We start from the raw sequence: 23,680 nt of genomic DNA, 5'->3' as shown, positions 1-23,680 counted from the left end.
AAGCAAAAGCTTAATCAAATATAAAAGTAAAAATTAATTTATAGAACCAAAAGTTAGTGATTCTTTAACCGTAAGAGACATTCTCTTACCTTCTTGGACCATAAATTCATATGCTGCTACCTTTTCATTAGGAATATCCCCTTCCAAAATAGCCTCTCTAATAGCATTTTTTATTATACCAACCTGTCTACCAGGGCCTAGACCAAATACACGCATAATATCCTCACCAGTAATTGGCGGTTGCCAATTACGCAGTTGATCACGCTCTTCTACATCTTTGAGTTTTTGTTTTACCAACTCAAAATTCTGTCTATATTTTGTCTTCTTATATTCATTTTTGGTGGTCACATCAGCATGACAAAGCATCATCAAAGCGTCGATATCATCACTCGCTTCATACAACAAACGACGAACGGCAGAGTCTGTCACAATATCCTGTGCCAACACAATAGGTCTGAGATGCAATTGTACTAATTTCTGCACGAATTTCATCTTTTCATTCAAAGGAAGTTTCAGCTCGGCAAATAATTTGGGCACCATCCTAGCGCCTTTATCTTCGTGACCATGAAAAGTCCATCCTATTCTTTTGTCATATCTTTTGGTGGCAGGCTTCGCTATATCATGCATAATTGCCGCCCAACGCAACCATAAATCATCCGATAACTCACATACATTATCCAGCACCTCTAGCGTATGGTAAAAATTATCCTTATGTCCTCTACCATCGACAATATCTACACCATACAAATGATGCATAGCAGGAAATATTAACTCCAATAGGCCGGTATCAAAAAGATATTTAAAACCTGTTGAAGGCTTCTTAGATAAGATAATTTTATTTAGCTCATCTGTAATACGCTCTTTGGAAATAATCTTTATCCTTTCCTTATTTTCAACGATAGCTTGGATAGCTTTGATATCAATTCTAAAATTTAACTGTGTAGCAAAGCGAATAGCACGCATCATACGAAGAGGATCGTCCGAAAAAGTCTCACTCGGCTCCAAAGGTGTACGAATCAATCTATTTTGAATATCTGCCAGCCCATCAAAAGGATCTAATAATTCCCCATAATTGGCCTCATTCAAAGAATAAGCCATTGCATTGATCGTAAAATCACGGCGATTTTGATCATCTTCAAGCGTCCCATCTTCCACAATCGGTTTACGCGATTCCTTACGATAAGATTCCTTCCTAGCACCGACAAACTCAACATCAAGACCATTAAAAACCAACATCGCTGTACCAAAAGATTTATATACCGCCACTTTGGTTTTCAATTGCTCTCCAAGTTTTGTAGCAAATTCTATTCCACTACCTATCACCAATATATCTACATCATTTTTGAAGGGTCTATCCATGATTCGATCACGGACATAGCCCCCAATAACATAACACTCGGTGTTAGTTTGAGTAGCCAAATTTTTAATAATTGAAAATATAGGGTGTTGTAAGTGTTCGCACATAGTAAAGCATGTAGACTAAAAAAGCCCACTAATAATTTGCAAAAATACTTATTTTATAGAAATATTACGCCATAACTAGCGTACAAATAAATATTATTTACTAATCTCTATCTCTTGAAAGTTTTCTAAATGCTAAAGGATTGGCCGATAATTCGACTTGTTCTTTTCTATTTTTGACGATATGAACTGCCGCAAATATAGCCTCTAAGAAAGATTCATGGGATGCAATATTCTTCCCTGCAATATCATAGCCAGTGCCGTGATCCGGTGATGTACGTACAATAGGCAAACCAGCCGTGTAGTTAACACCTTTGCGACTCGCAATATGCTTGAAAGGGATAAGCCCCTGATCATGATACATCGCTAAAACGGCATCAAATTTTTTGAAGGCATCCCCAGCAAAAAAACCATCCGCAGGATATGGACCCAATGCCAATATTCCTTCGGCTTTAGCTTTCAATATAGCGGGTCTAATAATATCGTCATCTTCAGTACCAATCACCCCATTATCACCAGCATGGGGATTTAATCCCATAACAGCAATTTTTGGCTTTTGAATCCAAAAGTCTTTCTTCAAGCTATCATTCATCAAACGTAGCTTTTTTAGAATAGATTCTTCTGTAATATGGTTAGCAACATCTTTCAAAGGCACATGCCCCGTCACCACACCTATGCGCAAATCATCGCTAATCATAAACATCAATACATCATCAGCATTGACTTTACTTTGTAAATATTCGGTATGTCCCGGAAAATTAAATCCTTCTTGTTGTATATTATGCTTATTGATTGGTGCAGTCACTAAGGCATCAATTTTGCCTGCATTAAGATCTTCAACTGCTTTTTCTAAGGAAAGGAATGCATATTTACCGCCGATTTCATTATCTTCACCTAGCGTAATCTTAACATCCTCTTGCCAAACATTGATCATATTTGGGCGCTTCGGATTTGCTTGTTCCACTTCATTGATCACATTGAAGCTGAAATCATTAATATTATTCGCTTTACGGTGAAATGAAGCGTTCTTAGTATTACCATAAACTATTGGAGTAAAATAATCGAGAACACGACTATCCATCAAGGATTTTATAATCACTTCCATTCCAATCCCATTTAGATCACCAACGCTGATACCTACTTTTATTTTTTCACTCATTACCAAAAAGCTATTTGTTATTCAAAAATAAGAAAAATTAGGCAACGCTATACTACCTTAACTACAAATTATTCACTTTGCTATAAAGTAATTGTACAGTTTGACAGACTAATGTTCATTTTTTGCTTTTTACTTTATACTTTTGAGGAATGAATTCAGTACGCGCAAAAAAACATCTAGGACAACATTTCTTAAACGACAAAAATGCTGCAAAACGTATCGCAGATGCATTAAATCCAGATTTAGGATTCACACAAGTATTAGAAGTAGGTCCAGGGATGGGTGTATTATCTGATTTTTTGTTACAAAAGGATGAATTTGAGACCTATCTAATCGATGTAGATGATGAATCTATAGAATTCCTACAAGACAAATATCCACAACTAGAACATAGACTTATACACGGTGATTTTCTTGCTTTAGATTTTTCAAAATATTTTGGTGATAAAGTGGCGATCATTGGTAATTATCCATACAATATCTCCTCACAAATATTATTTAAAATATTAGAGGAGCGCGATCGCGTAGTACAAATGGCTGGCATGTTTCAAAAAGAAGTAGCCGAACGCTGTGTTGCAAAACCAGGAACTAAGGAATATGGTATACTTTCAGTATTTCTACAAGCCTATTATCACGTAGAATATTTGTTTACGGTAAAAGCTGGCGCATTCAACCCGCCACCCAAAGTATTATCTGGGGTGATGCGCATGACGCGCAATACTGTTTCTCAATTGGACTGTAACGAAAAATTATTCTGGTCAGTGGTAAAAGCAGGCTTCAACCAGCGTAGAAAAACCCTACGTAATTCATTATCTGCGGTAGTACCAAAAGACAAAATGAGTGACAATCCATTGTACGAATTACGTGCTGAACGCCTATCAGTTGCTGATTTTGTGACTTTAACAAACGAAATTTCAAACGCATAGTTTAAATGATATGAATAGTGAATTTGCTATTATTGGAGGAGGCGTTGCTGGATTATCTGCAGCAATAGGCTTACAATCCATTAATAGCGACTTTATGTTATTTGAACAAAGTGCTCTTGTAAAAGGAATAGGCGCAGGTTTTGGTCTTGCTGCCAATGCGATGCAAGCATTGGATTTTTTGGGGTTAAAAGAAGATATCGAAAAAATCGGTCACCATGTTAGTACGTACAATATTCTCGATCAGCAAGGAAATATCTTATTAGCTCCGGATACTAACGCATTAAGTGACCAATACAAGCAGGACAATTTCACTATTCATCGTGCCGACTTACATCACTACCTGCATTCGAAAATCCCTGTTGAAAAAATTGTCTTAAACAAAAGGGCAATAAAGTTTACACAGCAGAAAGATCTAATTACGTTATATTTTGAAGACGGCACGCAACATGAATGCCGCTATTTAATCATAGCGGATGGTGTCAAATCCCCATTGCGTCAACAGCTGATTCCATCTTCAGCACCTCGTTATGCGGGCTACACCTGTTGGCGTGCAACGATAGATAATTCAGATATCAAGTTGAATAAAGGATCTGAAACATGGGGTAAAGCAGGCCGATTTGGGATGACACCATTAGTTGGAAATCGTGTTTATTGGTATGCCTGTATCAATGCCCCTGCACAAAGTAGCAAATTCAAAAATTACACTATTTCGAATTTAATCGAAGACTTTAAGGATTATCATACGCCCATTCCTCAGATACTAGCTCAAACAAAAGATAAAGATCTTATTTGGAATGATATTATTGACATCAAACCTCTTCAAAATCTTGCTTATGCTAATATACTTTTGATCGGTGATGCAGGCCATGCCACTACCCCCAATATGGGACAAGGGGCCTGTCAAGCACTTGAAGATGTAGCCGTACTGATAGATGAGTTAGGTCATAAAGAGGATGTAATAGCGGCATTCCAATCCTTTGAAAAAAGAAGATTAGCACGTACAAAATATATAACAGAGACCTCAAAATTTATTGGAGAGGTTGCTCAATGGGAGAATAAACCATTGGTATTCCTTCGAAATACGATTCTAAAAAAACTACCTTCAAAGTTTACACAACGCGATCTTCAAAAATTGCTTTCTGTAGATTTCATGAAAATTAACACCTAAAAAACATGAACTTTCTAATTGTTGATGATATACACGGAGTATTGTTGGAAAAATTTGATCAAGCAGGTATTAGCTATGATTATATGCCTACAATAACACGCGAAGAAGCGGAAAAAATAATCCCTTCTTATGAAGGCTTGATAATTAGGTCCAAATTTCAGGTAGACAGTTCCTTTATTGATTTGGGAACAAAGCTAAAATATATCGGCCGATCTGGAGCTGGTATAGATAATATAGACGAAGCATATGCCCTACAAAAAGGAATCCGCCTTTACGCAGCCAATGAAGGCAACTGTGATGCCGTAGGGGAGCATATGATAGGTATGCTCCTAAGCTTAATGAATCATCTGAATCGCAGTAACGAGGAAATCAGAAACGGTATTTGGAAAAGGGAAGAAAATAGAGGCTATGAGCTCAAAGGTAGAACCGTAGCTTTGATTGGCTATGGCCATAATGGCAAAGCAATGGCGCAAAAGCTATCCGGTTTTGGTGTTCGTGTGATAGCTTATGACAAATACAAAACGGGGTTCACAGATCAATACGCTACCGAAGTAGCGATGGAGGAAGTTGTCAAACAAGCGGATGTACTTAGTTTCCATATCCCTTTGACACGAGAGACTACCAATCTTGTCGACGACGAATATTTATTTCACTTTCGTAAACCTATATTTTTCCTAATGGGGGCACGTGGAGGTATCGTCCATATTCCTGCAATAATAAAAGCATTGGATAAAGGCAAAATATTAGGCGCAGCATTTGATGTTCTGCCTGTAGAGAAATTCCCCAAATTGGGAGAACAATCGTGGTATAATAATCTAATAGCTCGAAACAATGTAATATTTAGTCCTCATGTAGCAGGTTGGACATTTGAGAGCTATTACAAGCTATCGGATATTTTGGCTGATAAAATCATTAGAGATCAGCAATAATATAATACTGTAAAAACTGTATGATAAGTATTAAATCTAATATATAAACTTGCTGGTAATTGGCCCTTGGTCGGAATATAATCTTATAAAGAACAATAAATACAACTATATCAGTAAATATTAGTGTCCATATTGCAGGTTGTGTGATGCCGAACAATACGATTACTAACATCGTATGTAGAAATAACAAACTATAACATAATAGCTTGGCCCTCGCCCCACCCAAAATCACAGGTATAGTCTGAAGATTATAATATTTATCTTGCTTTAGATCTCTAATATCAAAAGGTATAGTTATAGCCAATATAAATAAAAACACCAGAAGTCCCCAATAACCAACATAAGCCCATTCTACTATTCCTCCTGTAGAAAAATATTCTACCGTTGGCATCCCTACTGTGGAGAGCGACCACACCAAAGCTATTAAAAAGACTTTGACACCAGCCATTTGTCTGAAAGACATTGCTTTTCCATTGACTTTTATTATTGGTAATGCATAGCCAAAACTCAGTATTCCAATAAATATCAAATAAAGGAAAGTATAGCTATGTAATTGTAACAAGGAGAAAATAAAAATCACCAACGCGAACAAAGATAGGAACATAAAAATAAGCCTATTTTCAAAATACCAACTCGTTCGTAAATAGGGCGAATTATTTTGCATTTTGGGCATTGATAGCCACATACTAAAATTATAAAGCAAAAGTGTTGCCGACCATTCTAATAGTATTATGTACAAATTGAATGGTATATGCAGTAGATGATAGGTCAATAAGCTCTGACTAGCCGCTGCCATTGCAATCAACAGATTGCTAAAAATAATAAATCGCCAAGAAGTATTTAATCCCATTAAGCCAATTACTTATTCACATTTGCACACAAATATTACGTTATAATAACGTTAAAAAATTAGTAATTATCACAAAAAAATATAAATTAGTGATAGTAGAAAGGCTTTTTTCTTATTTAAATAAGAAAATGACTGACTTAGATAAAATAAAACAATTAAAACCAATAAATAAAAATTAAGAGCGGAATCAATGAGTTTTCAAATCAAAAGTTTTGAAGAGTACCAAGAAGTGTACAAAAAAAGTATAGAAAATCCTGAGCAATTCTGGGGAGAAGTTGCTGACAATTTTTTTTGGAAAAGAAAATGGACAAATGTCCTGAATTGGAATTTTACAGAACCCGACATTAGATGGTTTGAAGGTGCGAAAGTAAACATCACCGAAAATTGCTTAGATCGTCACATATATAAAAATGGTGACACACCTGCTATTATTTGGGAACCAAATGATCCTAATGAAGCACATCGCATATTGACATACAAGCAATTACTTAGTAAAGTAGAACAATTTGCTACGGTATTAAAAAATAACAATGTAAAAAAAGGTGATCGTGTTTGTATTTATCTTCCGATGGTACCTGAGCTTGTTATAGCTGTATTAGCATGTGCTCGTATTGGCGCTATACATTCTGTAGTATTTGGAGGATTCTCGGCACAATCTATTGCAGACCGTATCAATGATGCTTCGTGTAAGTTAGTAATTACAGCAGATGGTGGTTACCGTGGTAATAAAGTATTAGAATTAAAAACTATTGTTGATGATGCATTAATGCAGTGCCATACGGTAGAAAAAGTAATTGTGCTTACACGTTCACGCACACCAATAGCGATGCTTAAAGGCCGTGATGTATGGTGGGAGGATGAGATTAAAAAAGTCGAAACACAAGGTAATCCTGCATGCCCTGCTGAAGAAATGGATGCGGAAGATACCTTATTTATATTATATACCTCAGGATCTACCGGTAAACCAAAAGGGGTGGTACATTCAACAGGTGGCTATATGGTATATACAGGTTATACATTTGCCAATACCTTTCAATACAAACCTGGAGAGGTATATTTCTGTACAGCAGACATTGGCTGGATAACAGGCCATAGCTACATTGTATATGGTCCGCTATCACAAGGTGCTACATCACTCATGTTTGAAGGAATCCCAACCTACCCTGATGCGGGAAGATATTGGGATATAATAGATAAATACAAAGTAAATATCCTATATACAGCACCAACGGCTATTCGATCTTTAATGGCATTTGGGGATGAATTTGTCGATAACAAAGATCTTTCATCTTTACGTGTGCTCGGTTCTGTGGGAGAGCCAATCAACGAAGAAGCATGGCAGTGGTACCACGACAAAGTAGGTAAAGGTAAGTGTCCTATCGCGGATACGTGGTGGCAGACTGAAAATGGCGGTCACTTAATCACACCTATTGCAGGAGTAACTCCCGAAATACCAGGCTATGCCTTATTGCCACTACCTGGTGTTCAACCCTGCTTGATGGATGAGAATGGCGAGGAAATAGTAGGTAACGATGTATCTGGTAATCTATGTATAAAATTCCCTTGGCCAGGAATGTTACGATCTACATGGGGCGATCATGAGCGTTGTAAACAGACCTACTTCTCCACCTATGAAAATATGTATTTTACAGGTGATGGCTGTTATCGTAGCCCTGAAGGATATTATAGAATCACAGGACGTGTAGATGATGTACTGAACGTCTCTGGTCACCGCATCGGTACTGCAGAAGTAGAGAATGCGATCAACATGCACTCAGATGTGGTAGAGTCAGCAATTGTAGGGTATCCACATCCAGTCAAAGGACAAGGTATTTATGCTTATGTAATCGCTAATCATCATCTAGACGCCGAAAAAACAAAAGCAGACATCATGCAAACGGTAAGTCGTATAATTGGTGCTATCGCAAAACCAGATATTATTCAATTTGTGACAGATTTACCAAAAACGCGCTCGGGCAAAATAATGAGACGTATTTTACGTAAAGTAGCCGAAAATGATTTAAGTAATTTAGGTGATATCTCAACCCTACAAGACCCCACAGTAGTGGAGGCTATAGTTAAAGGAGCTGAGGAAATAAGAAAATAATAAATCTCAACTATAAAAAACGAAGCCGTACTCCTAATACGGCTTCGTTTTTTTTATATTAATACACTGCAAAAGCACAAGGATATATTTTTATACTCCATTAAGCATCTCCACTAAACGCTTTATAATAAATGACCTTTTTTTTACATTACAAAACTTTATACCGAAAAATGGTCAAAAATCAACAATAATCTAATTAAACATCATAAAAACACATTTTTTTTATTATTTTTAAAGGATTCACAAAATTCAAAACAACATTAAATGCTGCTAGCTGTATTATCAGGGTTACTATTTTCGATTGCAATGGTATTCTTTGGAAAGGGACTAAAAGCAAAATGGAGCCCCTTACTTTTAGTTTTACCACCCGTACTATTTACATTTTTCGCATCATTTATACCCTTTATTTCCAGTGGAAATATCCAATTGCAACATATCAATTGGGTACCATCCTTAGGTATAAATTTTGACTTCAAATTAGATGGTCTTTCCCTACTATTTACCTTAATGATAACAGGTATAGGGACTGCAATTTTTATCTATGCACGTAAGTATCTAAAAGGACATCCCTATTTTGATCGATTCTTTGGGTACCTCTTTTTATTCATGTCTGCCATGTTAGGTGTGGTACTCTCGAATAACATTTTACTATTGTTTATTTTTTGGGAGCTAACGAGCATATCCTCTTTCTTTCTGATAGGCTTTAACAACGATAATGCAGATTCCCGAAAAAGTGCCCTTACGGCATTAAGCATAACTGGATTAGGCGGTTTTTTTCTTTTAGCATCATTAATTTTAATAGGAAATATTGCGGGTACTTATACCATATCAGAATTAATAAATTCACGCGATTTATTATTAAAAGATCCATTATACCCATTAATTATTGGATTATTATTTATTGGTGCATTTACGAAATCAGCGCAATTTCCTTTTCACTTTTGGCTTCCAGGCGCCATGAAGGCACCTACCCCAGTTTCAGCATATTTACATTCTGCTACTATGGTAAAAGCCGGTATATACCTTTTGGCTAGGTTTTCACCTATATTGGGAGGAACAGATTATTGGAATTATACATTAATAATAGTTGGCGGTATAACAATGTTGTATGCGTCTATACATTCACTATTTCGAACAGATCTAAAAGGTATTTTAGCCTATTCAACCATATCGGCTCTAGGGATTTTAACATTTTTGATAGGATTAGGAACTAAAGAAGCTATGATAGCAGTATCGGTATTCATCCTAGCGCATGCACTTTACAAAGCAACATTATTCCTAGTTACAGGTATTATAGATCACGAAACCCATACTCGAGATATTACTGTATTGTCGGGTTTACGAAAAGTATTACCTCCTGTAGCATTAGCAGGAATTCTAGCGGCCTTATCAAGTGCAGGCTTTCCTTTGGTAACACTTGGGTTTATAGGAAAAGACTTAATTTATGAAGCTACCTTAACTTTTTCAAATCCTACACTTATATGGACACTTACTGGATTAGCGATCGTTACGAATATTGGATTAGTAGCAGCAGGATTCATGGCAGGTATAACACCATTCGTAGGTAAATTACCACAGCAATTCGAAAAAATTCATATCCCCTACAAAGGCTTATGGATTCCACCACTTGTATTGGCGCTACTAGGTATTATTTTAGGTATCTTCCCTGCTGTTGTAGGTGAACTAATTACAAATCAAACTGCAAATACCATATTTGGAGCAAATACAAATTCACATTTAGCGGTATGGCATGGATGGACATTAGTATTATTCTTAAGTTTAGGAACTTTAGCTGTAGGAAGCCTACTATATATCCTCAATAAACCTAGTATGGCAAAGCTTGCTGCGATCGAGCGATTCAATGTTATTTCTCCAAAAACTATTATAATGGGGCTTGGATCAAAGATTATGCAATTTTCAAGCTGGTATACAGACAGAATGCATAATGGTTATCTTCGTTCCTATCATTTGAAGATTATTTTATTTGCAGAAGCAGTTTTAGCCTATAAGCTATGGGTAAGTGGCCCTATTTACATTGACTTTTGGTCATTGACATACCCAGACTTATATGAAGTAGCTATCGTATTTGTCCTGATAGGTGCTCTTTTTCTCATACTGACGACACCATCAAGACTAACTGCAGTAGTAAGCATGAGTGTTATAGGCTATTGTATCTGTTTAATTTTTGTTATTTACAGTGCTCCCGACTTAGCAATGACACAGTTTACAATTGACACATTGTCTACTGTTCTCTTTGTATTAGTACTGTACAAACTTCCAGGTTTTGTCAATTTGACAAACAAAAAAGTATTATTTAGAGATGCCTTAGTTGCAATTAGTTTTGGTATAATAATCGCTTTAACGGCTTTCAAAATTTGGGCAGAGCCCATCAATAAAGATATTTCAAATTTCTATGGCGAAAATGCATACATATTGGCTAAAGGAAAAAACGTTGTTAACGTTATTTTAGTAGATTTCAGAGGAATTGATACTATGTTTGAGACCGTAGTACTTAGTATTGCTGCTATAGGAGTATATAGTATGATTCGTTTACGTTTAAAATCATCTGAAAAAGAATAATGAAAAGTCCAATTTTACAATCAGCGACAAAATATTTACTACCTATTCTGTTGTTGTTTTCTTTCTTCTTGTTGCTACGGGGGCATTATTATCCTGGTGGTGGTTTTGTAGGAGGCTTAGTTGCATCTATTGCATTTGTACTACACAGCTTTGCAAATGGTACAGAAGCGACCATGAAAATATTAAAACATAAGCCATTATCCTTAATCCCTGTTGGATTAGCCATCTCAACGGTCAGCGTAACAATACCTATGTTATTTGGCTTGCCAGCAATGACAGGATTATGGTTAGAAGAACCAATCCCTGTAATAGGCATGATAGGTTCATCTTTATTTTTTGACTTAGGTGTTTACTTGGTAGTGATAGGTGTAGTATTGACTATTCTATTTACGATATCATTGAATAATTTGGAGGAAAAAAATTAATGGAATTACTACTTATTATTCTTATTGGCCTATTATATGGGGCCGGCGTTTACCTTATTCTTCGCAGAAGTATGGTAAAACTATTATTAGGTATCATGTTATTAGGCAGTGGTGCCAATATACTTATCTTTCTATTGGGAGGTATTACTAAAGGTAAACCCCCTGTAATAGATGAAAAAGCAAAGCTTTTTCAAGATATTTTTGCAGATCCTATTCCACAAGCATTGATACTAACGGCCATTGTTATCAGTTTTGCACTAACAGCCTTTGCTATCGTATTGCTTAAAAGAGTTTATGCACTTGTAAATTCGGATGATTTGGACGATTTAAACACGAATGAGGAAGAAGACATATGATTGACAATTACATTTTAGCCCCCGTTTTCATCCATCTTTTCACTGCTATAGCCCAACTTATGGCTTGGCGGAAGACCGTTACCCAACGTGTCATGAGTGTTATTGGTAGCTCTTTAGGTGTACTATTAGCGATACGTCTATTTACGAAAGTATACCATAGCGGCATATTAACGATGAATTCGTCCAATTGGGATGCCCCATTTGGGATTGTATTCGTGGCGGATTTACTGAGTTCGACATTAGTATTAATCACCTCTTTGGCCGCTTTGGCTGTGTCGTTATTTTCCGCAACCGGACTCAGTAGGCAACGGATGCTATATGGTTATTTCCCAATTTTCCATTTCTTGGTAATGGGTCTTAATGGTGCATTTCTGACAGGAGATATATTTAATCTATATGTATGGTTTGAGGTTATTATTATCTCTTCATTTGTATTGATGACCTTAGGAGGAAGAAAAGCACAATTAGAAGGAGCCGTAAAATATATGGCTATGAATATATTGGCTTCTACATTTTTCCTGACAGGGATAGGTATATTATATGGTATCACAGGTACGCTAAATATGGCCGATCTAGCCTTAAAAATAAAACTAGTAGAGAACCAATCATTAGTAGGTATTACGGCCTGTTTCTTTTTGATAGGCTTTGGTATCAAATCTGCGGTATTTCCATTATATTATTGGCTTCCATCATCTTATCATACGCCGCCATCAGCTGTTGCTGCAACCTTTGGAGGTTTACTGACCAAGGTAGGTATCTATGCCATCATTCGCGTATTTAGTTTGATATTTATACCCGATGAATTTACTAAGAATTTATTAATGGCACTTGCGATCCTTACCATTGTAACGGGTAGTTTGGGCGCTTTAATAAAAGTCAATATCCGTCGCTTATTCTCCTACTTGATCGTATGTCACATTGGTTTTATGGTGGGTGGTATCGCTATGTTTACGAAAGTTGCTCTAATGGGTACTATTTTCTATCTCTTTCATGATATCCTCGTAAAAACGAATATGTTTTTAATAGCCGGATTAATCCGCCAAATGAGAGGGACGATGAACATGAAATCCCTTGGTGGTTTATATGCACAATATCCAAAAATATCGTTATTAATCGCTATCGTTTTATTTTCTTTAGTAGGTATTCCTCCATTATCAGGATTTTGGCCAAAAGTATACTTGTTTCAAGCATCCTTTACCAATGGACAATATATATTTGCGGCAGCCTTAATATTAGGAAGTTTTGTAACCCTTTATACCATCGCAAACATGTGGTCTGAAGTATTTTGGAAAGATGTACCTGCGGGAGTTGAAGTAGATAATAAATTTGAACCCATGCCCTTATTTCGCAAGATCTTACTGGTATTACCAATAGGACTTTTGGGCTGTGTAACATTATATGTAGGATTAAATGCTGAGGCAATCATTGTATTAGTTGATAAGATATCAGATCAGTTGATATCTACACAACCCTATATTGAGGCAGTCTTAGGTAAACAAAATTAGCAATATGATTAAGCAGTTTTTGATGAACTTATTGCTATCATTTATTTGGGTAGCATTAACAGGTTCCATGTATTATACCAACTTTGTATTTGGTTTTATGATCGGGTTTGGAATCTTGTGGATCATGAATAGGAATGATACGGATCGTAGATACTTTAATAAAGTACCACGGATCATTAGTTTTATATTTTATTTTCTTTATGAAATGATTAAAGCTAATGTACAGGTAGCCTATGATGTAATGACACCAAAATATTTTATGCGTCCAGGTATAGTAAAATATCCATTAAATGCAAAGACAGAAATGGAGATAAACTTATTGTCGACGATGATATCCCTTACACCAGGTACGTTGATACTGGATATTAGTGAGGATAAAAAAACAATGTATATCCATGTGATGTACCTTCAAGATCCTGAAAAATTTGTACGCGATACAAAATCAGGTTTAGAACGTAGATTATTAGAAGCCATACGATAATGACATTAGAAACATATTTTGACTATTTTATATTACCTATACTTACGATATCCGTATTATTGGTATTCATACGATTGATCAAGGGACCGCGTGTAGTAGATCGTGTGATTGCTCTGGATCTAATCATTACTATTGGTATCGGTATTATAACGATTTTTACCATTCGCTCCAATCAGAAAGTATTTTTGGATGTAGCTATTATCTTGGCACTAATTGCCTTTTTGGGTACGGTAGCCTTTTCCTTTTACATAGAAAAACAAGAAGATGATTGATTTATTAATTGCAATATTAAGTACCATTGGTGCTTTAGCTATATTTTTTGCTTCCTTAGGGATTTTGAGAATGCCTGATTTCTACTTACGTCTTTCGGTTACTGTCAAAGCAGCAACCCTAGGGGTAGGTCTATTATTATTGTGCGCAGCGATATTATTCCCTGATATATCTGTTACCACAAAAGCATTTGCTATTATATTCTTTTTAATTATCACGTCTCCTATTGCAGCTCATATGATTGGTCGTGCGGCCTATTTCACAGGAACACCATTGTGGAAAGAAACGATTATTGATGAATTATCAGGGAAATATGATAAAGAAACACATGAATTGAAAAATGAGTGCCAAACGGATGATCCCATTTCGGTAGAAAAAGAACAAATCGCAGACAGCGAAGATGAAACAAAGTAATAACAAAGGGCTTAAAAATATTTAAGCCCTTTGTTAATTAACCAATTCTCTTTCGATTTTGAAGCTTTTTACGTATCACAGGATAAACAAATACAGCCCCTAAAATAATAAGAGCACCAGTATAAAACCCTATACTCATCTTTTCTTTTTGACCAATGATAAGCATCGCTAAAAGAATCCCATATACAGGCTCCAGGTTTGTAGTAAGCGCAACTGTAAAGGCGGATAATTCTTTCATTACGGCTACCCCCAAAACATAAGCTAACGCTGTACATACACTTCCTAATACCAATAAGTAAAACAAATCTGCATAGGATAAAATCATACTACTATTAAAATCATTTGCAAATAGCATGATAACTGAAACACTAACCCATGCTCCTATCATTTCGTAAAAGGTAATAATAGTAGGACTATTATCTTTGACCATCTTGCCGTTTAGTATAGAAAAGATACTGGCACACAAAGCTGCTAACAGGCCAAAAACAATACCTTTCCAATATTGGAATTCAAATTTGAATATCAGGTAAATCCCTAAAATAATCAATAATCCCACAACCACATCCCCGGCAGAAATACGTTTCTTATAGAATAATGGTTCTAATATGGCGGTAAATAAAGTCAATGAAGAAAGTGTAACCAATACAACAGAGACCGTAGCTATCTTGATACCGTGGAAGAAAAATATCCAATGTAAACCTACCAAAGCACCTACCCCTAAAAAATTTACCATATCCTTAATCGGAACAGTGATTTTCTTTTTGGTGAAAATTAAATAGAAAAATAAGGTTACCGCCGCAATCAAGACGCGATACCATACTAATTGTAATGCAGAAACTGTAATAAGTTCACCTAGTACTCCCGTGAAGCCCCATATTAATACCGTAAAATGTAGCAATATTACATTACGGTTACGTTCGAAAAATGACATAATGTTACTTTGGAGCTTTCTTTAATAAGATAAGTCCTAAAATTAGAAATGTTAAACTAGGTATTAAAACCGCTATTATAGGAGACAACCCTCCTTTTAGCGCAAACATAGTTGAAAATTGATTGAATACTAAAAATGCAAAGCTAAGGCCAATACCAATTCCTAAACTTAAGCCAATCCCACCACGTACCTTTTTGGAAGATAGTGCAACGGCCATCACTGTTAATATAAACACAGAGAAAGGATGAATCCACCTTTTATACTTCTCTAACAACAAATCCGTCATCATACCCGTACCTCGCGTTTCTTCTTTAACGATCCGTGAATTCAACTCACTAGTCGTCATTGCCGTAAAAATATTTTCGTAAACCTCAAAATCTTTAGGCCTCATATCAAGCGTGGTATCCCTAGAATCGCCCTTCTCCATCTTCTCCGTTAATCCAACAATTAGGCGATTGGTATAATTTTCTATACGCCATTTATTGGATACGGAATCCCAGGTAATACGATCAGCCATTAATTTTTCCGTTAATTCATTGTCATTAAATTTTTCCAACACAAAACCATATCCGATAGACGATCTAGTATCAAAATTATCAATATAGACGTATGTATTACTATCAATCTGCATATGCGTAGCACGTGTATCGGTCGTGATTTTATGCGGCTTGACATATACGTTTTCAAAATTAACCTTAAGCTTATTCGTAAATGGTAATATATATAGATTAGAAATCAATGTAAATAAAAAGATGACAAAAGCACCATACATATAGGGCCTTAACATCCGGTTAAAACTCATTCCTCCATTGAGAATAGGAACAATTTCCGTCTGGTCAGCCATTTTTGAGGTAAAAAATATAACCGCAATGAAATTCATCAGCGGTGTAAGCATATTTAGAAAAAATGGAACGGACCCTAAGGCATAATATTTAAATAATACATCCGTGAAAGAAGCTTTATTCTTTAAGAAATCATCTAATTTTTCCGAAATATCAAAAATCACAATAACAACAATAAACACTCCTACGGTAAATAGGAATGTTGTCATGTATTTTTTAAAGATATAACGGTCTATAATATTCATAGAATCAAATTAAATGGGAATTTATCAAATGTCAAAATATTATAGACGTTGTCCTAATACTTTTACCATTTTTTCTTTCCAATCATAAAATGTACCATCGATAATTTTTGCACGTGCTTCTTTGGTCAACCACAGATAGAAGTGTAAATTATGTAAAGACGCAATTTGAGCCCCTAGTATTTCTTCTGAACGGATTAAATGACGCAAATATGCTTTCGAGTAGATTTGGTCCATCATCAAGTCACTTTCTGCTTCAATAGGAGAGAAATCATCTTTCCATTTTTCATTCTTGATATTGATTGTACCATTACGCGTGAATAACATACCATTACGCGCATTACGCGTAGGCATCACACAGTCAAACATATCAATACCTAAAGCGATATTTTCTAGAATATTAATCGGTGTACCAACGCCCATCAAATAACGCGGTTTTTCCTTCGGAAGAATATTCGTAACCACTTCGGTCATAGCATACATCTCTTCTGCAGGCTCTCCTACCGAAAGTCCACCGATTGCATTACCTTCACGTTCAAATGATGCTATCGTCTCGGCAGATTTTGCACGCAAATCTTTATAAACGGATCCTTGGACAATAGGGAATAAAGTCTGATCATAACCATACAATGGCTCAGTACTATCAAATCTATCACAACATCTTTTCAACCAACGATGCGTCATATCCATCGAACGTCTAGCGTAGTTATAATCACATGGATAAGGCGTACATTCATCAAATGCCATAATGATATCAGCACCAATGATACGCTGTGTATCCATTACATTCTCTGGTGTAAACAAGTGTTTAGAACCATCAACATGCGAACGAAACGTCACACCTTCTTCTCTAATTTTGCGTACCTCTGTCAAAGAATATACTTGATAGCCACCCGAATCTGTAAGAAGGGGCTTATCCCAACCGTTAAATTTGTGTAAACCACCTGCTTTGTGCAAGACATCAAGCCCTGGTCTTAAATATAGATGGTATGTATTACCCAATATAATCTGAGCTTGAATATCGTTAACCAACTCATGTTGATGAACAGCCTTTACTGTACCTGCTGTACCAACGGGCATAAAAATTGGAGTCTCAATCGTACCGTGAGCAGTCTCCATAACCCCAGCGCGGGCGCTAGAATGTTTATCTTGTGCTGTAAGCGTAAATTTCATAATGTAATAAATTCAGCGCAAAAATACGACAAAATTTTGAGCCTACTGCATTTCCATTCCTATATTAGCAATAATTAACACCCAAAAGACATATTATTAAAATAACACCTTATCTTTGAGTATTCTTATGCAACTAAATTTCAACATCACAACTGATTCTATATTTATACTTTATGGAATATTAGGAATACTATTCCTATTCCAGTTGTATTATATACTCTTCGTATATGGCAAATTATCACGTTTCAAAGTTCATTCTTTCCAAGAACAAGATGATTTACCACCGGTAAGTGTTATCATTTGTGCAAGCAATGAAGAAGATAATCTTAAAAGCTTCCTATCCACCATATTACAGCAAGATTATCCACAATTTGAGGTTATTGTTGTCAATGACAATTCTACAGATGATACGAAATGGGTTTTAGAAAAATACAAAAGTGAATACAACAATATTCATGTTGTAGAAATAAAGGCACATCTACGCATAAAAAACTCAAAGAAATTTGCACTGACATTAGGCATCAAAGCCGCCAAATATGAGCAGCTAGTAATGACTGATGCAGACTGTCAACCAGAAAGTAATCTTTGGTTGCGTGAAATGGTCGGCGCCTATAAACAAGGGACAGAGATCGTACTGGGTTACTCCCCATATTTCAAAGAAAAAGGATTTCTCAACAAACTGATCCGATTTGAAACGACCCATACTGCTATGAGCTACCTATCTTATGCTATCAAAGGAGATGCATATATGGGAGTGGGAAGAAATCTTTCCTACCTTAAAACCTTATTTTTTAAAGGAAAAGGCTTCAATTCACACATGCATATCAAATCTGGTGATGATGATCTTTTTGTCAACCAAAATGCGACAGCAAGTAATGTCAATATTGCCATTCACCCTAATGCACACGTATATTCGGTACCTAAGAAAACGTGGCAGAGTTATTACAAACAAAAAGGCAGGCATGCTGGTGCCTCTGTCATCTATAAAAGACCGCATCAATGGATGCTAGCTACACAATTGATTACCTCCATTTTATTCTACATCTTTTTGGGAATCAATATAGCTGTATTCCCTCAGGTTTGGTATATCACAGCTATCCTATACTTCGTACGCTATATCATTCAACTTTTAGTATTCAGACCTATATTTATAAAGCTAGCCGTCAAAGACTTATTAATATGGCTACCAATTTTGGATGTATTTTTTTATTTTTACATCTGCTTAAATGGTCTTTTCAATAGAAAAAAGAAGATCAAAACATGGAAGTAGTTTCCATTTATTATTTACTATAACATCAAAACATCGTGAATCCATCAGTAGATATCATTTATAAATATTTCCCGAAACTTAGCGAAAAGCAAAAAGAGCAATTCGCTAAGCTGGCAGAGGTTTATCCTTTTTGGAATGATCAGATCAATGTAATCTCTCGTAAAGACATTGAGAGCTTATACTTAAAACATATACTACATTCTTTAGGCATTGCTAAATTCGTTACTGAATTCACGCCAGGCACACGTATATTGGATGTAGGTACAGGCGGAGGATTTCCGGGTATTCCATTGGCGATTATATTTCCAGAAGTACATTTCCATTTAGTAGATTCTATCGGCAAGAAGATAAAGGTAGTACGTGAAGTAGCAGCAGCTATAGGTCTTACCAATGTGGAGGCTGATCATATGCGTGCGGAGCAGATAGATTACAAATATGATTTTGTGGTATCTAGAGCTGTCACAAGATTAGCGGACTTTACCCCTTGGATAAGAAATAAATTTGAGAAAAAGGATAAAAATGCTATCCCAAATGGAATTCTATACCTCAAAGGAGGCGATCTAAAAGAAGAGATCAAAGAGTCAAAATTGAAAGCAGAGCTACACCCATTATCTTCTTATTTTAAAGAAGATTTCTTCGACACAAAATATGTCGTATATGTACCCATGTAAAGGATCAAAAAACTAATTAAAATACGAAGGAGCTTCCATAAATTGAAGCTCCTTTATTATTGCAAAAAATTATTAAATGATAGATTAACAATACCGTATTCCACAGGAATAAATCATCAGGTATACGTAGTGCATACAGCCCAAAGAAATAGAATTATTGATTTATTAATACAATAACATGTTCTGCATTATGATTTAGGAATAAAAAAGCAAAGGATAAGTTATTCACTCCCTTATTAATCAATAAATTACATTTACAACAAAACACTTTAAAATGAACAACTTAAGAGCATATTACCAATGAACATTGGAGGTCTTTAGAAAATAACAACAGATAGGCTATTACCCTTTCCGCGCTGATCTCCTGCTATCATCGACCTTGAGGTCATCAGCCTTCGTATGACAGCGGAATATTAGCGTATTAATAGTGAGAACAACCTTTTGTGAAAGCTCCCCTCGAGCCTTTACACTAAAATAGCGCATAAGCTATACAATAGAAGAAAACAAATATTGATGCCTTATCAAAATACTTACTCTTCCAACCATAAAACATTCATAGGCTGAAATCATGTTCTCGGCAGGAAACCGAAACAGATTAGCATTAGCCTTGTTGGGTTAAAATCTTCGTGATATAAGCCTCGCTGAGTTTACTCTTTTTCAGCATCCTAATTTAATAAAACTACATTTTTAAGCATAAGGATTATTATAGAGAAGGTCAAAACCAAAGCATTAATAAACTTTGAAATAACCAAATTCTCTTCCTAAGAGAATAGGCTTGTCCATATTCATAAATCCCCTATTCAAGACCTAACGGTAAATTATAGCAGAAATAAATATTTTTCACTACTTGCTTAAACAACAGATTAGCAGCACTCTAAGTGAATGAAGTACGAAAGAGCTACATTAAAAAGTATAAAGAAAACATAAAAATGACGATCAACAGCATAATCAACTATTAAACAATAAACACACAATTGTTTAATAAAATTGTTTAGTTAACAATTATTACAATCAATAAAACTTAAACAAACTTAAAAACAGCAATAAGCAGCTCAATTGACTATTAACCAATTAACTTCATTGAAGCGCCAATCAAACGATTGTTAAATAAATTTTCTTTTCAAAGAAATAATGCAACCATGTGATTCAAAAATAAACATCAGAACGATAATAAAGCAACAATACTAATCACTGGATGACAAAAAAATTAATCCTAAAGAAACAATTGTTAAAAATAATTGTTTAGTTAACAATCACTACAGTAAAGAAGTACTTAATAAAAAAAAAGCGACAATCATCAATGTTAGAAATAAAAAATATATGAAAAAATCAATTTATACTAAACCCATCATTGAGGTACAGAAGATAGAAATTGAAGAATGCTTAGCGCAAAGCTCATCCTTCATTATTTTGAATGATTCTTCAGAAAGCACACTTCAAATTAAAGATTGGGAATCTACAGTAGACAGCATTAATATAGAATTTAATTAATACTCATTCGATTAAAGACTAACGCTCATGAAAAAGAATATGCCAACAACTCAGCCAACCTATCCTACTTGCTTACTTTTACTCTTATTACTCTTTACAGCATGTAAAAAAGAAATAAATACAACCACAAATGATACAAGTGCTGCACAAATCACCTTTACCATAAAAGGTGTTAAATCTGACGATAGTAAAATTGCGTCTACTAATCCCACAATAGTAGGTAATAAAGTATCAGAGAATCCTTCCATTGAACATAAAATACTAGATGCAAATAATGATATAGAAATGTCTTCAATTACCGAATTGATGGAATCATCATTTGATGACCCAAATGCTGTAGAGAATTGGAATACAAAAATACATAACAAACTAGCTGCTAATATTGGGATGACAACAGGCCACAAGTACAGAGTAGTACTATTAAATGAATCTGGCCAAGTGATAAATACAGTCCAAGCAGTAGCAGGCTCACCTATTACGATAGATTTAGTAAAAGGCCAAAAATATAACTGGTATGCCTATTCATATGATGATACGGAAGATATACCTGTGCCAACGGCAGCACAAACACTAGAAACTCCGACAAACAAGAGCCTGATGTATGCTAAAGGAAGCGAAATATTTACAGCAGTAGCAGGCAACAACCCTATTGCGATTTTATTTGAGCACAAATTAGCTTTAGTATCCATAGAGTTAGATTATGATCGGTTATTTGCAAAAATACCAACCAACAACCCAAGTAACCCAACAGAGCAATCAATATCCAATAACTTTAGCTGGAAATTCACATCCAATCCAGACTTTCTGTATAAGGGGACACTTTCGTTGACTACTGGCACAATCACTAATCCACAACCTTATAGCGTTAATCTGAATGATATTATACAAGATCATCCTACTATTAAAAAAATAAAAATAGCACGATGTTATATAGTTCAACCAGCAAATAACAACTCTACAAATAAAACTTTTGGAGTAGAAATTGAAAAATTAAATATTGTCTATCCCAATACACCTACAGGTACAGTGGTAGAATTAGTACCTGCTACAACTGTTAGTAGGATTTTTGGACCTGTACCCACAGAGCCCGGAAAAAAATTAATAGCAAAATTTAAGCTGTGGTACAAATTTAAAGAAAGGAAAATCCTTCATGTTACACGAATAGGTGCTGATAATTACGGATATGCGGCCCAACCTTGGTCTTCTAATGGCACTAGTTTCCCTGGAGGAACAAACAATCGTGCTTCTTATAATATGATATCTGAGCAAAAAAATTATGGCTTACTATCCACGAGCATAGTACGAAGTGGTGGATTTAGCCATCAACGATGTTATTTAAATGGAACGTTAAACACATTCCTCGATGCGGCCTCAAAACCAGATATTGTAATCATTTCTGTTTATTACAGAATGAATAATGATGATATAACATCCTTGAAAACTTATATAGATAATGGTGGAGTGGTACTGCTAATGACTGACGGTATAGATGCTAACGACAGAATAGCTCAACAGCCATTTTTCAACTTGCTATTTGGGAACCCGACACCTGCAATAACTTTACAAAATAATGGTTATAGTTCAGGTGCTTTGTATCAAATGGGAAATATTGATGATGAAATACTAAATGGTCCATTTGGTGATATCCGACAAAAATACTGGGGAGAAGATGCTTCAGCTACTACATCATTAACAAATGTACCGGAGTCTATGATAACGACCTATAGTGATTCAAAAGCTGCAAATGGAACAGTAGCTCCGAATGGCATCACGATGTTTAAGCACAACACTAGACACTTCTTTTGGATTGGTGACGGTGGTTTTTTATCTAATCAATTGACGGCAGGGATTTATAACAATTATCTAATAGAACCTTTTGCAACGGTAAATACTGCTAGCGGATCAAATAACACGAATCCTGCTTTAAATTATACCAACTACCCAATACCAAAGCTATATGGATATGCTGGGAATGGAATTGTAGCAAATACAACATTAGTTTGGAATTCAGTGGTATTTGCAAATATCATGTCCTGGGCAGTTATCAATGCGGAATTTTTTGGCATCAACACGGGAGGCTTAGGTTCTGGTGATTATACTGATTTCTAGACCAATTATAGTATTGCATTGATTCTTTTTTATCATAAACAAAAGGGAACAATTGACAAATTGTTCCCTTTTGTACATCTATTCGGTAGCATTTCTCTAAACGACAATTCAATATTTATTCGTAGTTTTTAAATGCGTTCTTTGTAGCTTCTTCTGTAGCAATCTGCTCCTTTAAACTATCAACTCTTTGATGTGTAATCTTACCCTAACTAGCTACATTCAAAACTAAAGAATTCCAATCAGAATTGCTATTGTTATCCTGTTGGAATGTTGGAAACTCAGAGAGTTTTCCATATTTCAACAGGAATTCTGTTGGCGTC

The 23,680-nt window shown here is 35.5% G+C and carries 21 protein-coding genes; 15 read left to right on the top strand and 6 right to left on the bottom strand.

Features of this window, described 5'->3' with window-relative positions:
• Positions 1-33: 33 nt before the first annotated feature.
• Positions 34-1,464 (bottom strand): CCA tRNA nucleotidyltransferase, encoded by a 1,431-nt coding sequence (locus IP023_RS09620; protein ID WP_241790063.1) that lies wholly within the window; start codon positions 1,462-1,464, stop codon positions 34-36.
• A 100-nt stretch (positions 1,465-1,564) separates the two neighbouring features.
• The gene (gene pdxA / locus IP023_RS09615; RefSeq protein WP_241790062.1) at positions 1,565-2,620 is read right to left on the bottom strand and encodes a 4-hydroxythreonine-4-phosphate dehydrogenase PdxA; all 1,056 of its coding nucleotides are present in this window, start codon (positions 2,618-2,620) and stop codon (positions 1,565-1,567) included.
• Positions 2,621-2,769: 149 nt separating this feature from the next.
• On the opposite strand from pdxA, the gene rsmA reads away from it, so the two are divergent.
• The 3 genes from rsmA to IP023_RS09600 are packed head-to-tail and all read left to right on the top strand — an operon-like array spanning position 2,770 to position 5,643.
• Entirely contained in the window at positions 2,770-3,546 is a 777-nt protein-coding gene (gene rsmA / locus IP023_RS09610) for a 16S rRNA (adenine(1518)-N(6)/adenine(1519)-N(6))-dimethyltransferase RsmA (protein ID WP_241790061.1), read from the top strand.
• A 10-nt stretch (positions 3,547-3,556) separates the two neighbouring features.
• The gene (locus tag IP023_RS09605; protein ID WP_241790060.1) at positions 3,557-4,714 is read left to right on the top strand and encodes an FAD-dependent monooxygenase; all 1,158 of its coding nucleotides are present in this window, start codon (positions 3,557-3,559) and stop codon (positions 4,712-4,714) included.
• Between the two features lie 5 nt (positions 4,715-4,719).
• Positions 4,720-5,643, top strand: a complete 924-nt coding sequence (locus IP023_RS09600) for an NAD(P)-dependent oxidoreductase (RefSeq protein ID WP_241790059.1) — start codon at positions 4,720-4,722, stop codon at positions 5,641-5,643.
• Here the strand turns inward: IP023_RS09600 and IP023_RS09595 are convergent.
• A complete protein-coding gene (locus IP023_RS09595) occupies positions 5,627-6,493 on the bottom strand; it encodes a UbiA prenyltransferase family protein (RefSeq protein WP_241790058.1) in 867 nt (288 codons plus the stop codon). The two genes, IP023_RS09600 and IP023_RS09595, sit on opposite strands and share 17 nt — an antisense overlap.
• A 190-nt stretch (positions 6,494-6,683) precedes the next feature.
• On the opposite strand from IP023_RS09595, the gene acs reads away from it, so the two are divergent.
• From acs to mnhG, 8 genes are all read left to right on the top strand, one after another.
• Complete coding sequence (acs, locus tag IP023_RS09590) at positions 6,684-8,600, top strand: acetate--CoA ligase (protein ID WP_241790057.1); 1,917 nt, start codon at positions 6,684-6,686, stop codon at positions 8,598-8,600.
• A 264-nt stretch (positions 8,601-8,864) separates the two neighbouring features.
• Complete coding sequence (gene mbhE / locus IP023_RS09585; protein ID WP_241790056.1) at positions 8,865-11,180, top strand: hydrogen gas-evolving membrane-bound hydrogenase subunit E; 2,316 nt, start codon at positions 8,865-8,867, stop codon at positions 11,178-11,180.
• Positions 11,180-11,605 carry a Na+/H+ antiporter subunit B gene (locus IP023_RS09580; protein WP_241790055.1) on the top strand — a complete coding sequence of 142 codons (426 nt, stop codon included), beginning with the start codon at positions 11,180-11,182 and terminating at the stop codon, positions 11,603-11,605. Before mbhE ends, IP023_RS09580 begins: the two co-directional genes overlap by 1 nt.
• Positions 11,605-11,961 (top strand): Na+/H+ antiporter subunit C, encoded by a 357-nt coding sequence (locus IP023_RS09575; protein WP_241790054.1) that lies wholly within the window; start codon positions 11,605-11,607, stop codon positions 11,959-11,961. The genes IP023_RS09580 and IP023_RS09575 overlap by 1 nt, the downstream gene beginning before the upstream one ends.
• Positions 11,962-12,020: 59 nt before the next feature.
• Positions 12,021-13,466, top strand: a complete 1,446-nt coding sequence (locus IP023_RS09570; RefSeq protein WP_241790053.1) for a proton-conducting transporter transmembrane domain-containing protein — start codon at positions 12,021-12,023, stop codon at positions 13,464-13,466.
• A gap of 4 nt (positions 13,467-13,470) precedes the next feature.
• Positions 13,471-13,947, top strand: coding sequence for a Na+/H+ antiporter subunit E (locus IP023_RS09565; protein ID WP_241790052.1), 477 nt, complete (start codon positions 13,471-13,473; stop codon positions 13,945-13,947).
• On the top strand, positions 13,947-14,219 hold the full coding sequence (locus IP023_RS09560) for a monovalent cation/H+ antiporter complex subunit F (RefSeq protein ID WP_241790051.1): 273 nt from the start codon (positions 13,947-13,949) through the stop codon (positions 14,217-14,219). Before IP023_RS09565 ends, IP023_RS09560 begins: the two co-directional genes overlap by 1 nt.
• Entirely contained in the window at positions 14,212-14,631 is a 420-nt protein-coding gene (mnhG, locus tag IP023_RS09555) for a monovalent cation/H(+) antiporter subunit G (RefSeq protein ID WP_241790050.1), read from the top strand. Before IP023_RS09560 ends, mnhG begins: the two co-directional genes overlap by 8 nt.
• A 37-nt stretch (positions 14,632-14,668) precedes the next feature.
• Here the strand turns inward: mnhG and IP023_RS09550 are convergent, their stop codons facing one another.
• From IP023_RS09550 to tgt, 3 genes are read right to left on the bottom strand one after another with little or no spacing between them, the layout of a single operon-like run.
• Complete coding sequence (locus IP023_RS09550; protein WP_241790049.1) at positions 14,669-15,562, bottom strand: DMT family transporter; 894 nt, start codon at positions 15,560-15,562, stop codon at positions 14,669-14,671.
• A gap of 4 nt (positions 15,563-15,566) precedes the next feature.
• Entirely contained in the window at positions 15,567-16,649 is a 1,083-nt protein-coding gene (locus IP023_RS09545) for an LptF/LptG family permease (RefSeq protein WP_241790048.1), read from the bottom strand.
• Positions 16,650-16,688: 39 nt separating this feature from the next.
• Positions 16,689-17,819, bottom strand: a complete 1,131-nt coding sequence (gene tgt / locus IP023_RS09540) for a tRNA guanosine(34) transglycosylase Tgt (protein ID WP_241790047.1) — start codon at positions 17,817-17,819, stop codon at positions 16,689-16,691.
• A 127-nt stretch (positions 17,820-17,946) separates the two neighbouring features.
• Between tgt and IP023_RS09535 the strand changes: the two genes are divergently transcribed.
• The 4 genes from IP023_RS09535 (at position 17,947) to IP023_RS09520 (ending at position 23,360) form a co-directional block, all read left to right on the top strand.
• Entirely contained in the window at positions 17,947-19,089 is a 1,143-nt protein-coding gene (locus tag IP023_RS09535; protein ID WP_241790046.1) for a glycosyltransferase, read from the top strand.
• Positions 19,090-19,124: 35 nt separating this feature from the next.
• The gene (gene rsmG / locus IP023_RS09530; protein WP_241790045.1) at positions 19,125-19,760 is read left to right on the top strand and encodes a 16S rRNA (guanine(527)-N(7))-methyltransferase RsmG; all 636 of its coding nucleotides are present in this window, start codon (positions 19,125-19,127) and stop codon (positions 19,758-19,760) included.
• Between the two features lie 1,320 nt (positions 19,761-21,080).
• Entirely contained in the window at positions 21,081-21,251 is a 171-nt protein-coding gene (locus tag IP023_RS09525; RefSeq protein ID WP_241790044.1) for a hypothetical protein, read from the top strand.
• A 27-nt stretch (positions 21,252-21,278) separates the two neighbouring features.
• Positions 21,279-23,360 (top strand): fimbrillin family protein, encoded by a 2,082-nt coding sequence (locus IP023_RS09520; protein WP_241790043.1) that lies wholly within the window; start codon positions 21,279-21,281, stop codon positions 23,358-23,360.
• Positions 23,361-23,680 lie beyond the last annotated feature (320 nt).

It is taken from the genome of Sphingobacterium rhinopitheci (genome assembly GCF_022627575.1).
GTDB classification, from domain to species: Bacteria; Bacteroidota; Bacteroidia; order Sphingobacteriales; family Sphingobacteriaceae; genus Sphingobacterium; species Sphingobacterium rhinopitheci.
Note: the sequence above shows the minus strand (reverse complement) of the source record. Positions and strands in the feature narration are given on the sequence as shown.